This is a genomic window from Atlantibacter sp. (assembly GCF_032062175.1).
In the GTDB taxonomy this organism is placed as follows: domain Bacteria; phylum Pseudomonadota; class Gammaproteobacteria; order Enterobacterales; family Enterobacteriaceae; genus Atlantibacter.
On sequence record NZ_DAMBQK010000010.1, the window covers coordinates 34,490 to 49,206 of the forward strand.

Consider the following 14,717-nt stretch of genomic DNA (forward strand, 5'->3'; position numbering starts at 1 on the left):
GCCTTGCGGCTCCCTCAGTCTCCCCGAACAACACTTAGCTGTTACGGATGTATTCATCCATTTCAGTTTTCAGGTTATCGGATTTAGTACCGAAAATCGCCTGAACGCCTGAACCTGCCACCACCACGCCAGCGGCGCCGAGTTTTTTCAGGCCAGCCTGGTCTACTTTCGCCACGTCAGCGACGCTGACACGCAGACGGGTGATGCACGCATCCAGGTTAGTGATGTTTTCTTTACCGCCGAACGCAGTAACCAGAGCCGGAGCCATTTCGCTGGTGCCGGTGGTTTTGCTGTCTTCGGTAGCATCTTCACGGCCCGGGGTTTTCAGGTCCAGCGCTTTGATCAGCACGCGGAAGATGGTGTAGTACACCACCGCGTAACCTGCACCCACAATCGGGAACAGCCACAGTTTGCTGCTGTTGCCAGACAGAACGATAAAGTCGATCAGGCCGTGAGAGAACGAAGTACCGTCACGCATACCCAGCAGGATACAGATCGGGAATGCCAGGCCTGCCAGAATCGCGTGGATGATGTACAGGATCGGCGCAACGAACATAAAGGAGAACTCGATCGGCTCGGTGATACCGGTCAGGAACGAGGTCAGCGCAGCGGAGATCATGATACCGCCGACTTTAGCGCGGTTTTCCGGCTTAGCAGAGTGCCAGATGGCAATCGCGGCAGCAGGCAGACCGTACATTTTAAACAGGAAGCCACCAGACAGCATGCCCGCAGTCGGGTCACCCGCCATGTAACGCGGGATATCGCCGTGGAACACCTGGCCTGCCGCGTTGGTGTACTCACCAATCTGCATCTGGAAAGGAACGTTCCAGATATGGTGCAGGCCGAACGGCACCAGGCAGCGCTCGATGAAGCCATAGATACCAAACGCCACTACCGGGTTCTGATAAGCAGCCCACTGGGAGAAGGTCTGAATGGCGGAGCCAATCGGCGGCCAAATGAAGGACAGGATCACGCCAGTGAAGATCGCAGCCAGACCAGAGATGATCGGCACGAAACGTTTACCGGCGAAGAAGCCCAGATACTCAGGAAGCTTGATGCGGTAGAAACGGTTGAACATGTAGGCGGCAATCGCACCCGAGATGATCCCGCCAAGCACACCGGTATCGGCCAGGTGTTTAGCCGCGATCTCTTCTGCGGGGAGATGCAGAACCAGCGGCGCAACCACGGCCATGGTTTTCACCATAATGCCGTAAGCCACCACAGCGGCCAGAGCGGAAACGCCATCGTTATTGGTAAAGCCAAGTGCGACACCAATAGCGAAAATCAGCGGCATGTTGGCGAAAACTGACCCGCCCGCTTCTGCCATAACGTGGGAAACCACCGCTGGCAGCCAGCTGAAGTTTGCGGAACCGACGCCCAGCAGGATACCTGCGATCGGGAGTACGGATACCGGCAGCATCAGCGATTTACCCACCTTTTGCAGGTTAGCAAATGCATTCTTAAACATAATTGAGAGTGCTCCTGAGTATTAGTGCTTTTTACGCGTTTAACGCATCAGCCTGTGGGGAGAGACAGGCCATAAACAGGGCATCTAAGCGCCCTTTATTTATTACGCAGAGTAAAATAAATAGGCTCAACATTGTTTGACAGCTATCACGTTTCAGCAAAGCGCAGGCCAAAAACTTGCATTTCTTTACATTGAGGATGTCTAAATGTGTCTAAACGCTGCGTCACCGCCCATTTTTAGGCGGTGAACTTTACTCGCTTTAAATATTAATTACGAGCTTTAAAATAACTGAGAGAGCCTGCAAATCAGGCGAGATGGGAGAGGTCAAGATGGAAGAGTTCGGAGAAATTACGCGTCGTGATACGCGCCAGTTCCTCGACGGAAACCCCTTTAAGCACAGCCATGTACTCAGCGACATCTCTCACTAACGCTGGCTGGTTCTCTTTGCCGCGATGAGGCACTGGCGTGAGCCAGGGGGAGTCCGTTTCGATCAGCAAACGGTCGAGCGGTACATAACGCGCGGCCTCGCGCAATTGCTCTGCATTGCGAAACGTCACGATACCGGAAAACGAGATATACATTCCCATATCGAGGAGCTTCGCTGCCGTTTCCCTGTCCTCAGTAAAACAGTGTAGTACGCCACCGCATTCCGTCACGTTTTCCTCACGCAGGATCGCCAGGGTGTCTTCACGGGCATCACGGGTATGGACAATCACCGGTTTATTCAGCTCGCAGCCAATACGTAAGTGGTTGCGGAATGATTCCTGCTGCTGAGGTTTGGTTTCGGGGGTGTAGTAATAATCGAGCCCGGTTTCGCCCATGGCGACAACGCGCGGGTCCGCCGCCAGTTGGCGCAGTTGCGCGACATCCCAGGCTTCATCCTGATTCAGCGGATGAACGCCGCAGGAGTACGCCACGTTATCGCGCTCGCCGATCAGATCGCGCATCGCCCGATAGCCCGGCAACGTGGTCGCCACCGCCAGGCAAAATTTCACGTCGCGCGCGGCAGCTTTTTCCAGTACATCATCAACGCTGCTGTGTAGCGTTTTATAGTCCAACCCATCAAGGTGGCAGTGTGAATCAACTAAAAACATAGCATCTCTCAGAGAGGGGAATGTGGGAGCGGTGCGCCAGTGCGCCATACTTGTTCCCAGTTTAAGAGTAGTTCAGTAAGCATCAGTTCGCGGTTAAGGCCGGCGACCGAGATAAGCTGCTCGCGGCATGGCAGCAGCCCATCCAGCATAGCTTGCAGGTGGCCGGTGGGAAGTAACGTCGCCAGCCGCTGGCTGTGCGCGGTTAAATCAGCATGAGTAATATAGCCTGCCGCGCCCTGCTGGCATTTAATGGCATCCAGCAACAGCGCCGCCAGCCAGTGCAGACGCATCGCCGCATCGTCGTGATGCAGTTCCGGCAGCAGCGCCAGCGCATCACGGGTGTTAATGGCCTGTTCCAGGCGCTCCGCCAGCAGCGGACGCTGCGACCAGGCGCTGGTTTGCAACAGTTCCAGTGCCGCAGCAGGCGCACCGCCGCTTAGCCGCAACGCGGCAATACGCTGGGCCTGAGGTGCATCGGTTTCACGCGCCAGCCAGGCTTCAGCCCAGCGGTCTTCCGGCGGTGCCAGATGCCAGTATAAACAGCGGCTACGCAGCGTCGCGGGTAAACGTTCCGGCGCGCGGCATCCCAACATAAACCAGGTATTTGCTGGCGGCTCTTCAAGGGTTTTCAACAACGCGTTAGCAGCAGCTTCCGTCAACTGCGCGGCATCTTTGATCCAGACCACTTTCGCCCCGCCCAGCCGGGCGTGATCGTAGAGTTTTTCAGTAATGTCGCGGATCGCGTCAATGCCCAGCGTCGCCTTCCCTTTCTCGGGTTCAGCAAGATAATAATCGGGATGCGTCTGGGCCTGCATCAACTGGCAGGCGCGGCATTTCCCGCAGCTCTTCTGCCCGTCGGGCTGCTGGCACATCAACCAGCGGCTGATCGCATAAATCAGCGAGTCTTCACCCATGCCCGGCAAGGCATGCACGAGTAATGCATGATGACCTCGGCCAGCCTGATGGTTCGCCACCAGTTGCTCATAGCCCGGACGCAGCCACGGGTACCATTTCATTACGCCTGCTCCCTAACCCAGCGCGTAACCGTCTCACGAATCGCTTGCGTCACCGCCTCCAGCGATTGCGTGGCATCAATGGTATGGATACGGCTGTCCGCCGCCGCCAGTTCAAGGTAGCGGGCGCGGGTGCGATGAAAGAAATCAAAGGATTCTTGCTCGATGCGGTCCAGCTCGCCGCGCGCGCGCGCGCGTTTAAGCCCCACCACCGGATCAACATCCAGATACAACGTCAGATCGGGGGCGAAATCACCTAACACGGCCTGGCGTAACGTGCTGAGGAGATGGGCATCGATACCCCGTCCGCCGCCCTGATAGGCCTGGGTCGAGAGATCGTGCCGATCGCCAATCACCCACGCGCCGCGCGCCAGCGCCGGTTTAATCACGGTTTCCACCAGCTGAACACGTGCGGCGTAAAACATCAGCACTTCGGCTTTATCGGTAATCACTTCGTCACCGACGGATTTGATATCCAGTACCAGGCTACGCAGTTTTTCTGCAAGGATGGTGCCGCCAGGCTCGCGGGTAAAGGCCATATCTTCAATGCCCAGCGATTTCAGCGTCTCTACCACCACATTGCGCGCCGTGGTTTTCCCTGCTCCTTCTAATCCTTCAATGACAATGTACTTGCCCATCTTTTTCCTTCATAACTTTTAAATAATCCTGCACCGACTTGTTATGGTCCGCGAGGTTGGTATTAAACGTGTGTCCGCCATCGCCATCGGCAACAAAGTAAAGATAAGGCGTTTTTGCCGGCTTCGCCGCCGCCATCAGTGAGGCTTCGCCCGGAATGGCGATCGGGCCTGGCGGCAAGCCGTTAATCACATAGGTGTTGTACGGCGTAGGCGTATCCAGCGCTTTGCGGGTTAAATTGCCGTCATAGGCTTTGCCCATGCCGTAAATCACGGTGGGATCGGTTTGTAAACGCATGCCGATGCGCAGGCGATTCACAAAAACCGAGGCAACGTCAGGACGTTCACTGGCTACCGCCGTTTCTTTCTCGATAATCGAGGCCATAGTCAGTAACTGCTCTTTATCCTGGTATGGCAGCCCCGCGGCTTTTTCATCCCAGGCTTTATCAACGGCCTTTACCATACGCAGGTGCGCCCGTTTTAGCAAAGCCACGTCGGTGGTATTGGCGGTATACAGCCAGGTGTCTGGATAGAACCAGCCTTCGATCGATTTAGCACTGTCGAACCCGAGCGCCTCAGCAACGGTCGCGTACTCATCGTCTTTCAGGGTGTGCTTGATATAAGGCGCTTCACGCAGCTTACTGAGCCAGTCGCTCAGGCGGGTGCCTTCGACAAAACGTAGCGGGAACTGCGCCTCTTTACCGCTTTCCAACAGCCTTAACATGTCGCGCACGGTGATGTCCGGCGTGAAACGATAGGTGCCGGCTTTGAAATGCGAAAGCTCTGGCTCCACTTTCAGCAGCCACTGAAAAACACGCGGCCGGTTAATAATTTTCTCATCGGAAAGCTGGTTACCGAGCGCCAGGCGGCCGGTACCGGCTTTCAGGGTAAAAATAGTTTCTTGTTTAATCAGCAGGTGACTGTCCGCCAGTTGGCGTACTTTCCAGTAGCCAACGCCTGCGGCAATTGCCAACCCGATAATCATCAGCAGAACAAAACGCAGCATTTTCTTCATTGGTTCAATACGACTCACAAAGAGGGGCTAAATAGTGGTAAAGGTCGCGGGAAGCAAAGCGCGTGCGTATGGCCTGTTTCACCGGGACAAGCGGCATCAGCGCATTGCAGATAAACACCTCATCCGCCGTTTCCAGATCGCTCAGTAAGGCGCGCACTTCTTCAACGTACCAGGGGCTGTCATTCAGTTGGCGCAGGATATGCTGGCGCATCAACCCATTGACGCCTGCCTGGTCGAGCTTCGGCGTATAGACACGCTGACCTTTGCGCCAGAACAGATTGGCGGCACAGCACTCCGTCAGCCAGCCTTCGCTATCCAGCACCAGCGCTTCCTGGGCTTCAGTCTGTTCCAGATGACGCCGAATCAACACCTGCTCCAGCCGGTTGAGATGCTTAATTCCCGCCAGATACGGGTTACGCCCCAGCTGTACCGGGCTTTGGGTTAAGGTAATGCCCTGCTCCCGCCATTGGGCATAAAACGCTGGATAAGGCGCAACGGACAGCAGACGGGTCGGCGCACCGCAGCCTGCGGCGCTGTACCCTCGCCCGCCCGCGCCACGGGTAATAATGACCTTCAGTACCGCGTGTTGATGCGGCTGGGCCACGGTGCGCATCTCTTCGCCCAGCACAGTGGCGTCAGGAATGGCGATACCCAGTCTTTCGCACGCCTGCGCCAGCCGTTGCAGATGCGCATCGAAAAGCTGAATCTGACCATTGATGACCCGCGCCGTGGTAAAACACCCGTCGCCAAACTGGATCGCCCGATCGTTTGCCGCCAGGGTATGTTGCCATGTGCCATTGATTAAGAACATGAAGGCTCCTTACCGATAGCGCGCTAGTTTCGCAGGATGTAAAGCGAGGGGCAAGAGGAGAAGTCTGATGAAAAGGCCCGCAGAGGGGCCTTTAAAAAGAATCGGTTAGATCTTTTTGAAGATCAACGAACCGTTGGTGCCACCGAAGCCGAAGGAGTTACACAGGGCATAATCCATACCGGATACCTGGCGTGCTTCGTGCGGGACGAAATCCAGGTCGCAACCTTCATCGGGGTTATCCAGGTTGATGGTCGGTGGGATAGCCTGATCGCGCAGTGCCAGAATAGAGAAAATGGACTCTACCGCACCCGCTGCACCCAACAGATGGCCCGTCATCGATTTGGTGGAACTGACCATCACGCGATGGGCTGCATCACCAAATACCGATTTCACCGCCTGCGCTTCCGCCACGTCGCCCGCAGGGGTCGAGGTGCCGTGGGCATTGACGTAGCCAACCTGGCCCGCTTCGATACCCGCGTCACGCAGGGCATTGGTCATCGCCAACGCCGCGCCCGCGCCGTTATCCGGCGGAGAGGTCATGTGATAAGCGTCGCTGCTCATTCCGAAGCCAACGATTTCGCAATAAATTTTCGCGCCGCGTTTTTTTGCGTGTTCGTACTCTTCCAGCACGATAATACCCGCGCCATCGCCCAGTACGAAACCATCGCGCTCTTTATCCCACGGACGACTTGCCGCTTGCGGATTGTCGTTACGAGTGGAAAGTGCACGAGCGGCACCAAAACCACCCACGCCCAGCGGGGTACTGGCTTTTTCAGCGCCGCCCGCAAGCATTGCGTCCGCATCACCATAGGCAATCATGCGCGCGGCATGACCGATATTGTGAACACCAGAAGTACAGGCCGTGGCGATAGAGATGCTCGGTCCGCGCAGGCCGAACATGATAGTCAAATGACCTGCCACCATGTTTACGATAGTAGACGGGACGAAGAACGGGCTGATCTTACGGGGACCACCAGCCACCAGCGAGGTGTGGTTTTCTTCGATAAGACCTAAGCCACCGATCCCGGAACCGATAGCGGCGCCAAATCGGGTTGCGTTTTCTTCCGTTACTTCCAGACCAGAATCATGCATGGCCTGAATACCGGCAACAACTCCATATTGAATGAAGGCATCCATCTTGCGTTGATCTTTACGCGAGATGATGTCATCACAGTTAAAATCCTTTACTAAGCCAGCAAATTTCGTTGCATAGGCGCTAGTATCGAAATGGTCGATCAGGCTGATGCCACTCTGACCGGCAAGGAGAGCTTTCCAGGTAGACTCTACGGTATTGCCGACAGGAGACAACATGCCCAGTCCGGTCACAACTACACGACGCTTAGACACGTTTGTCCTCCAGGGAGGGATAAAAAAGGGATTCGTGGGATAAAAAAACTCAGGCGGTCGAGTGACCGCCTGGAGATGTTCACTTACGCCTGGTGACCGTTGATGTAATCAATGGCAGCCTGAACAGTAGTGATTTTCTCAGCTTCTTCGTCCGGAATCTCAGTATCAAACTCTTCTTCCAGAGCCATTACCAGCTCAACGGTGTCAAGAGAATCAGCGCCCAAGTCTTCAACGAAAGAAGCATTGTTGGTAACTTCTTCCTGCTTAACGCCCAGCTGCTCGCCGATAATTTTCTTAACGCGTTCTTCGATAGTGCTCATACTCTTAAATTTCCTATCAAAACTCGCTTTCGCGATGGTTTTCGTAGTGTATAAAATGTTGAAAAAGTTGCAACTAAATCCCGGCAGGTCGTACCACGATTTTACGCTATTTTGCGGGCATTCGCCCTAATAACGCAAATAATTTTATACCCTTCCTCATTCAGGCGGCAGGTTTTAAGCCATCTCTGACCATTCTTGCTCACAGAGTAAACTGTCAGGCGAGAATCTGTTCAGCGGCTTTTCCTGCCTCTGGCAGCGAGAGGTATAAACATGGTTAAACCATATACATCCCGCCGTTGACGTGCAGAGTTTCACCAGAGATGTAACCCGCTTCATCAGAAGCTAAGAATGCAACCGCACTGGCGATTTCCTTCGCATCGCCTAAGCGACCCGCAGGAACCTGCGCCAGGATACCCGCACGCTGATCGTCAGATAGCGCACGCGTCATGTCCGTTTCAATAAAGCCCGGAGCAACAACGTTCACTGTAATACCGCGAGACGCTACTTCGCGCGCCAGCGATTTACTAAAGCCGATAAGACCCGCTTTCGCCGCAGCGTAGTTGGCCTGACCCGCATTTCCCATGGTACCAACCACAGAACCGATAGTAATAATACGCCCATGACGTTTTTTCATCATAGCTCGCATTACTGCTTTTGACAGACGGAAAACAGATGAAAGATTCGTTTCGAGGATATCGCTCCACTCTTCTTCTTTCATGCGCATCAGCAAATTATCGCGAGTGATACCGGCATTATTGACCAGAATATCCACTTCACCAAATTCGCTACGAATATTTTCCAGCACAGATTCGATAGATGCCGGGTCGGTCACGTTAAGCATCAGACCTTTACCGTTAGCACCCAGATAGTCGCTGATCGCCTGCGCGCCGCTTTCGCTGGTCGCGGTGCCGATGACTTTTGCGCCGCGCGCCGCAAGGGTTTCAGCAATTGCGCGGCCGATGCCGCGGCTCGCGCCGGTAACCAGCGCGACTTTTCCTTCAAAACTCATGGTATTCCTCGTCTTATTGCTCGAGTGCTGCGGCCAGGCTTGCCGGCTCGTTGATCGCGGACGCGGTTAAGCTGTCCACGATGCGTTTAGTCAGGCCGGTCAATACTTTGCCTGGACCAACCTCATAAAGATGGGTGATATCACGGGAAGCCATGAGTTCAACGCTTTTAGTCCACTGCACCGGGCTGTAGAGCTGGCGCACCAGGGCATTGCGGATCTCATCGGGATCGGTGGCGCAGGCGACATCAACGTTATTCACTACCGGGACTGCCGGCGCGTTAAAGGTGATGTTTTGCAGCTCTACCGCCAGTTTTTCCGCAGCAGGCTTCATCAGGGCGCAATGTGACGGCACGCTGACCGGCAGCGGCAGCGCGCGTTTAGCGCCAGCGGCTTTACAGGCTGCGCCTGCACGTTCAACCGCCTCTTTATGCCCGGCAATAACCACCTGGCCCGGCGAATTGTAGTTAACCGGCGATACCACCTGGCCCTGCGCGGATTCTTCGCAGGCTTTGGCGATGGACTCATCATCCAGACCGATAATGGCCGACATGGCGCCAGTGCCTTCCGGCACCGCATCCTGCATCAGTTTGCCGCGTAACTCCACCAGACGGACCGCATCGCTAAACGCGATAACGCCCGCGCAGACCAGCGCGGAATATTCGCCAAGACTATGGCCCGCCATCATTGCAGGGGCTTTTCCGCCTTCCTGCTGCCATACGCGGTATAACGCGACGGATGCGGTCAGTAGCGCAGGCTGAGTCTGCCAGGTTTTATTTAATTCTTCGGCCGATCCTTGCTGAACCAGCGCCCAGAGATCGTAACCTAAAACCGCAGAAGCCTCGGCGAAGGTCTCTTCAACGATGGGATACTGCGCGGCAATATCCGCCAGCATACCCACGGCCTGGGAGCCCTGTCCCGGAAACACAAATGCAAATTGCGTCATGTTTTTAATCCTTGTTTATCAGAAACGAACCAGCGCCGAACCCCAGGTAAAGCCGCCGCCGAAAGCCTCGAGCAGCACTAAATGGCCTGGTTTAATACGGCCATCACGCACGGCTTCATCCAGCGCGCTGGGCACGGATGCGGCGGAGGTATTGCCGTGACGATCCAGAGTCACCACGACATTATCCATCGACATGCCGAGTTTTTTAGCGGTTGCGCTGATAATGCGCAGGTTCGCCTGGTGCGGCACCAGCCAGTCCAGCGAGGAACGGTCGAGCTGATTCGCGGCCAGCGTTTCATCAACGATATGCGCAAGCTCAGTCACGGCAACTTTAAAGACTTCGTTACCGGACATGGTTAAATAAATAGGGTTTTCCGGCACCACGCGGTCGTGGTTCGGCAGCGTCAGCAACTCACCGTAGCGGCCGTCTGCATGCAGGTGGGTCGAAATAATGCCCGGCTCTTCAGACGCACCCAGTACGGCTGCGCCCGCGCCATCACCGAACAGAATGATCGTGCCGCGATCCTGCGGGTCAAGGGTGCGTGCCAGCACGTCGGAACCGATCACCAGCGCATACTGCACCGCGCCGGATTTCACGTACTGATCGGCAATGCTGAGCGCATAGGTAAAGCCCGCGCAGGCGGCGGCGACATCAAACGCCGGGCAGCCTTTAATGCCCAGCATGCCCTGAATCTGGCAAGCGGCGCTTGGGAAAGCATGGGTGGCGGAGGTGGTTGCTACCACGACCATACCGATTTGTTCTTTATCGATACCGGCCATCTCAATGGCGCGCAGCGCCGCCTGATAGCCCATGGAATCAACAGTCTCGTCAGGACCGGCGATACGACGCTCACGAATGCCTGTGCGGGTGACAATCCACTCGTCAGTCGTTTCCACAATTTTTTCAAGATCGGCGTTAGTCCGCACGTGCTCAGGCAGGTAGCTGCCCGTGCCAATAATCTTCGTATACATGTACGCTCAGTCACTCTTGGGTAATATACCCGCCGTTGGCATTGCCGGGGCGTTTTCGCCTTGCTGCAATTCGAAACCTGCGGGATATAAACATTCCAGGCGAGCGGCTATCCGTTGTGGAACCTGCCGCTGCACCGCCTGCACTGCCTGTTCAATCGCCACGCTAAACGCGCGCTGATTAGCCGCGCCGTGACTCTTAATCACGGTGCCGCGTAATCCTAACAGACAGGCGCCATTATACTGGTCGGGGTTGAGGTGACTGAATCGCCTTGAGAGGCTTTTTTGTAACCAGTGCTTTAATAAACGCCACCACCACGACCGTTTTTTCCCTTCTCCCTGCGATTTGAGCAGAGAAAGGAACATTCGTACAACGCCCTCCATGGTTTTGAGTGTGACATTGCCTACAAAACCGTCACACACCAGCACGTCCGTTTTGCCGGTTAACAATTCATTGGCTTCAAGATAGCCAATATAATTCAGCGACGGCATGGTTTTTAGCATAGCCGCCGCGTCACGAATACTGTCGAGCCCTTTGGTTTCTTCTTCGCCGATGTTCAGTAACGCCACGCGCGGCGTCTGAATGCCGAGCACGTCCTCGGCCATCACCGAGCCCATAATGGCGAACTGCACCAGCATCGTACTGTCGCAGGCCACGTTAGCACCTAAATCCAGCACCACGGTTTTGCCCTTTTGCTGATGGGGCAACACCGTCATCAGCGCCGGGCGTTCAATGCCGTCAATCGGTTTAAGCAGCAGCTTCGCAAGCCCCATCAACGCGCCCGTATTTCCGGCGCTGACGCAGGCCTGGGCCCGCCCCTCTTTCACCAGCTCCAGCGCCATGCGCATCGAGGAACCCCGGCTATTGCGCACGGCCTGAGACGGTCTTACATCACTGGCGATAACCGACTGGGAGGCAACGATCTGCAAACGCGAACGTTGTTCAAAATCAGCTTTGGCGAGTAATGGAGTAATGGCGTCGGGATCGCCGACTAAAAGGAGATTCAATTGCGAATTAGAATTCAGTGCCTGCAAGGCTGCAGGCACTGTCACGGAGGGACCAAAGTCCCCGCCCATGGCATCTAACGCAAGGGTTAGACGTGTCAAGGTATCGCCGGGCGACGTTATATCCCCGCATAAACGGGGAAACGACGCTAAGTTTAATCACGCTTGCGCGTGATTACTTAGCGATAACCTTGCGGCCGCGGTAGTAACCGTCGGCAGTGATGTGGTGACGCAGGTGGGTTTCACCAGAAGTCTTGTCAACAGACAGGCTGGTTACAGCGGTCAGTGCATCGTGAGAGCGACGCATGCCGCGTTTGGAACGGGTTGGTTTATTCTGTTGTACGGCCATGGACCTTACTCCTCAATTACGGTTTACCCCGTTTGCGCGGGGAAGACCAATTACTTACGCTTTAAGCTGGCTAATACGGCAAACGGATTTGGCTTTTGCGCTTCTTCAGGCAGTTCACCAAATACCATGTCCGCTTCGGACACTTCACAGTGTTCATGATCATGCACCGGAACCACTGGCAAGGCGATGATGATTTCATCTTCGACTACCGCCAGCAGATCGATTTCACCGAATTCGTTAACCTCAATCGGCTCATACGCTTCCGGGAGTGCTTCAGCCTGTTCGTCTGAACGGACCGGACTGAAACAATACGTCGTGTGAACCTGATGGGAGAACGGTTTCCCGCAGCGCTGACATGCCAACGTCACCGTCACCTTCGCATCGCCGGTTAACACCGCGAGACGTTGGTTATCGATGGCGAAGCGCATGGAGCATTCCACATCGCTGTCCACACTGACAACTGATTCGGCGACGCGCTCCACCTGTTCAGGGGTATACACGCCATGATAATCAAGGCGCTTTTGAGCGGTACGAACCGGATCGAGAGTCAGGGGTAATTTTACCTTTTGCATAGGGCGCGCATATTAACGTCGTAATGTCATAGAGTCAAAGGAAAAGGCGGTATCAACATGCCATTTGCTAATAAATCACACACAGCCTTGTCCACAGTTTAAGATGTCATAAATAGAATCGCGAATTATGGCAGAAAAAATGACCCGACTGGTACTTGCTTCAACGTCTCCCTTTCGTCAGAGCCTGCTTGAAAAATTGGGCCTTCCCTTTATTACTGCCGCGCCAGGCTGCGATGAAACGCCGTTACAGGGCGAAGAGGCTCGCCATCTGGTGGTGCGCCTGGCGAAAGAAAAAGCGCAGTCCCTGGTAGGCCGTTTTCCGAATCATTTGATCATCGGCTCCGATCAGGTCTGCGTGCTGGACGGCAACATCACCGGCAAGCCGTTAAGCGAGGAAAACGCGCGTTGGCAACTGACTCAAGCCAGCGGTCATGTCGTCACCTTCTACACCGGTCTGGCGCTGTATAATTCCGCCAACGGGCAATTACAAACCGAATGCGAGCCGTTTGACGTGCACTTCCGTCACCTCAGCGCGGAAGAAATCGCTGGCTATGTAGAGAAGGAACAGCCGCTTTATTGCGCGGGCAGTTTTAAAAGCGAAGGGCTCGGCATCACGCTTTTTGACCGCTTAAATGGACGCGATCCGAATACCCTGGTTGGCCTGCCGTTGATCGCGCTGGGCCAGATGCTGCGCAACGAGGGTATTAATCCGCTGGCGTCTTAATAAAAAAAGCCCGGTGCTAAACCGGGCCGTTTTCTGTTACTTGCCGTTGCGCAGTATGCTCAGACAATGTTTAAGCTCATTATCGAGCGGCGCTTCAACACGCAGGGTCTCGCCCGTGTTGGGATGCTGGAATTTCAGCGCCGCCGCATGCAGGAACAGGCGGCCTAGCCCGGTATTCGCCAGCTGTTTGTCAAACTCCCGGTCGCCGTAACGATCGTCAAACGCGATAGGATGGCCAGCATGCAGGGTATGCACGCGGATCTGGTGAGTACGGCCGGTAACCGGGCTACAGCGCACCAGCGTGGCGAATGCATAACGCTCTTCCACCTTAAAGCGCGTTTCCGACGGTTTGCCTTCGCTGTTAACCCGTACAATGCGCTCACCGCTTTGCAGGATATTTTTCAACAACGGCGCCTGCACCACTTTCACATGCGACTGCCACTGCCCGCGCACCAGCGCCAGGTAATCTTTTTGCATCTCTTTGCCGCGCAACTGTTCATGCAGCGAACGCAGTGCCGAACGTTTTTTCGCCACCAGCAGGACGCCGGAAGTATCGCGATCCAGACGGTGGACCAGTTCCAGGAAACGGGCTTCCGGGCGTAATGCGCGCAGGCCTTCAATCACGCCAAAGCTTAATCCGCTGCCGCCGTGAACAGCAGTGCCGGACGGCTTATTCAGCACCAGGATATAATCATCCTCATACAAAATCGCCTCGGTGAGCGCGGACACTTTTTGCAGATGCGGCGATACCGCCTGCTCTTCACGCTCGGCGACGCGAACCGGCGGGATACGCACTTCATCGCCGTCTTCGAGTTTATATTCCGGCTTAATACGCTTTTTATTTACCCGCACCTCGCCTTTACGCAGGATGCGGTAAATCATGCTCTTAGGCACACCCTTTAAGTGGGTGCGCAAAAAGTTATCGATACGCTGCCCCGCTTCATCAGCGGAAATGGCAACGATTTTTACGGCTGGGGTCTCAGTTTTCATGGTGGCGATTCTAATTATCGACATTCATTAGCGCCACTCATTTTTATATGCTTATACTTACTGTCACCCGGATTCTGGCGGCTTATGAATCACCGGATTGGTGGATATAACAACAATCGGTAATTTGTGGTTAAGAAACTGTGAGTAACCGGGTGATAAATGGCAAAAGTCATCTTGCTATAACAAGCTTAGCAATGGAATAATGCTGTAGTTTTCCGTGTTAAAACTTGTTAAGACAAGGAACTTTGCGGAATTACCAGTTTTGCCTGACCGTTCATCCACGCAGCAATGGCGTAAGACGTATTGAACCTTCAGGCAGTTAGCGGGCTGCGGGTTGCAGTCCTTACCGGTAAAATGGAAGCTTCTCTGGCGAAACATCCCAGGCAGTTCCCCTGATAATTGCGCTGTATTTCCAGATGAAATACAGGCTACCGACACTCTGCGCCTCTTAAG

General features: G+C 54.8%; 16 protein-coding genes. 1 reads left to right on the plus strand and 15 read right to left on the minus strand.

Annotation, left to right across the window (positions count from 1 at the left end; genetic code table 11):
• Positions 1 to 34: 34 nt before the first annotated feature.
• The 14 genes from ptsG to yceD all read right to left on the minus strand — a co-directional run bounded on the left by ptsG (position 35) and on the right by yceD (position 12,550).
• Positions 35 to 1,468, minus strand: coding sequence for a PTS glucose transporter subunit IIBC (ptsG, locus tag RT120_RS11095; protein WP_312982625.1), 1,434 nt, complete (start codon positions 1,466 to 1,468; stop codon positions 35 to 37).
• Between the two features lie 305 nt (positions 1,469 to 1,773).
• Positions 1,774 to 2,562, minus strand: a complete 789-nt coding sequence (locus RT120_RS11100; RefSeq protein WP_312982627.1) for a metal-dependent hydrolase — start codon at positions 2,560 to 2,562, stop codon at positions 1,774 to 1,776.
• Between the two features lie 8 nt (positions 2,563 to 2,570).
• Positions 2,571 to 3,578: a DNA polymerase III subunit delta' gene (holB, locus tag RT120_RS11105; RefSeq protein WP_312982629.1), complete on the minus strand. Its 1,008-nt coding sequence runs from the start codon at positions 3,576 to 3,578 to the stop codon at positions 2,571 to 2,573.
• Positions 3,578 to 4,213 carry a dTMP kinase gene (tmk, locus tag RT120_RS11110; RefSeq protein ID WP_312982631.1) on the minus strand — a complete coding sequence of 212 codons (636 nt, stop codon included), beginning with the start codon at positions 4,211 to 4,213 and terminating at the stop codon, positions 3,578 to 3,580. The genes holB and tmk overlap by 1 nt, the downstream gene beginning before the upstream one ends.
• Positions 4,191 to 5,225: a cell division protein YceG gene (yceG, locus tag RT120_RS11115; protein ID WP_312982632.1), complete on the minus strand. Its 1,035-nt coding sequence runs from the start codon at positions 5,223 to 5,225 to the stop codon at positions 4,191 to 4,193. Before yceG ends, tmk begins: the two co-directional genes overlap by 23 nt.
• 4 nt (positions 5,226 to 5,229) lie before the next feature.
• A complete protein-coding gene (pabC, locus tag RT120_RS11120; protein WP_312982634.1) occupies positions 5,230 to 6,036 on the minus strand; it encodes an aminodeoxychorismate lyase in 807 nt (268 codons plus the stop codon).
• Between the two features lie 105 nt (positions 6,037 to 6,141).
• Positions 6,142 to 7,383, minus strand: coding sequence for a beta-ketoacyl-ACP synthase II (gene fabF / locus RT120_RS11125; protein WP_312982635.1), 1,242 nt, complete (start codon positions 7,381 to 7,383; stop codon positions 6,142 to 6,144).
• Positions 7,384 to 7,466: 83 nt separating this feature from the next.
• Complete coding sequence (acpP, locus tag RT120_RS11130) at positions 7,467 to 7,703, minus strand: acyl carrier protein (protein ID WP_000103754.1); 237 nt, start codon at positions 7,701 to 7,703, stop codon at positions 7,467 to 7,469.
• A gap of 274 nt (positions 7,704 to 7,977) precedes the next feature.
• Complete coding sequence (gene fabG, locus RT120_RS11135) at positions 7,978 to 8,712, minus strand: 3-oxoacyl-ACP reductase FabG (RefSeq protein ID WP_125292105.1); 735 nt, start codon at positions 8,710 to 8,712, stop codon at positions 7,978 to 7,980.
• Between the two features lie 13 nt (positions 8,713 to 8,725).
• Positions 8,726 to 9,655, minus strand: a complete 930-nt coding sequence (gene fabD / locus RT120_RS11140; protein ID WP_312982638.1) for an ACP S-malonyltransferase — start codon at positions 9,653 to 9,655, stop codon at positions 8,726 to 8,728.
• Between the two features lie 18 nt (positions 9,656 to 9,673).
• Positions 9,674 to 10,627, minus strand: a complete 954-nt coding sequence (locus RT120_RS11145) for a beta-ketoacyl-ACP synthase III (RefSeq protein WP_312982640.1) — start codon at positions 10,625 to 10,627, stop codon at positions 9,674 to 9,676.
• A 6-nt stretch (positions 10,628 to 10,633) separates the two neighbouring features.
• Positions 10,634 to 11,731, minus strand: coding sequence for a phosphate acyltransferase PlsX (gene plsX, locus RT120_RS11150; protein ID WP_312982644.1), 1,098 nt, complete (start codon positions 11,729 to 11,731; stop codon positions 10,634 to 10,636).
• 73 nt (positions 11,732 to 11,804) lie between these two features.
• Entirely contained in the window at positions 11,805 to 11,978 is a 174-nt protein-coding gene (rpmF, locus tag RT120_RS11155) for a 50S ribosomal protein L32 (RefSeq protein ID WP_002435125.1), read from the minus strand.
• A gap of 50 nt (positions 11,979 to 12,028) precedes the next feature.
• A complete protein-coding gene (yceD, locus tag RT120_RS11160; protein WP_312982646.1) occupies positions 12,029 to 12,550 on the minus strand; it encodes a 23S rRNA accumulation protein YceD in 522 nt (173 codons plus the stop codon).
• Between the two features lie 139 nt (positions 12,551 to 12,689).
• Between yceD and RT120_RS11165 the strand changes: the two genes are divergently transcribed.
• Complete coding sequence (locus RT120_RS11165) at positions 12,690 to 13,274, plus strand: nucleoside triphosphate pyrophosphatase (protein ID WP_312982648.1); 585 nt, start codon at positions 12,690 to 12,692, stop codon at positions 13,272 to 13,274.
• A 36-nt stretch (positions 13,275 to 13,310) separates the two neighbouring features.
• Here the strand turns inward: RT120_RS11165 and rluC are convergent, their stop codons facing one another.
• Positions 13,311 to 14,264, minus strand: a complete 954-nt coding sequence (rluC, locus tag RT120_RS11170; RefSeq protein ID WP_312982792.1) for a 23S rRNA pseudouridine(955/2504/2580) synthase RluC — start codon at positions 14,262 to 14,264, stop codon at positions 13,311 to 13,313.
• Between the last annotated feature and the right edge of the window lie 453 nt (positions 14,265 to 14,717).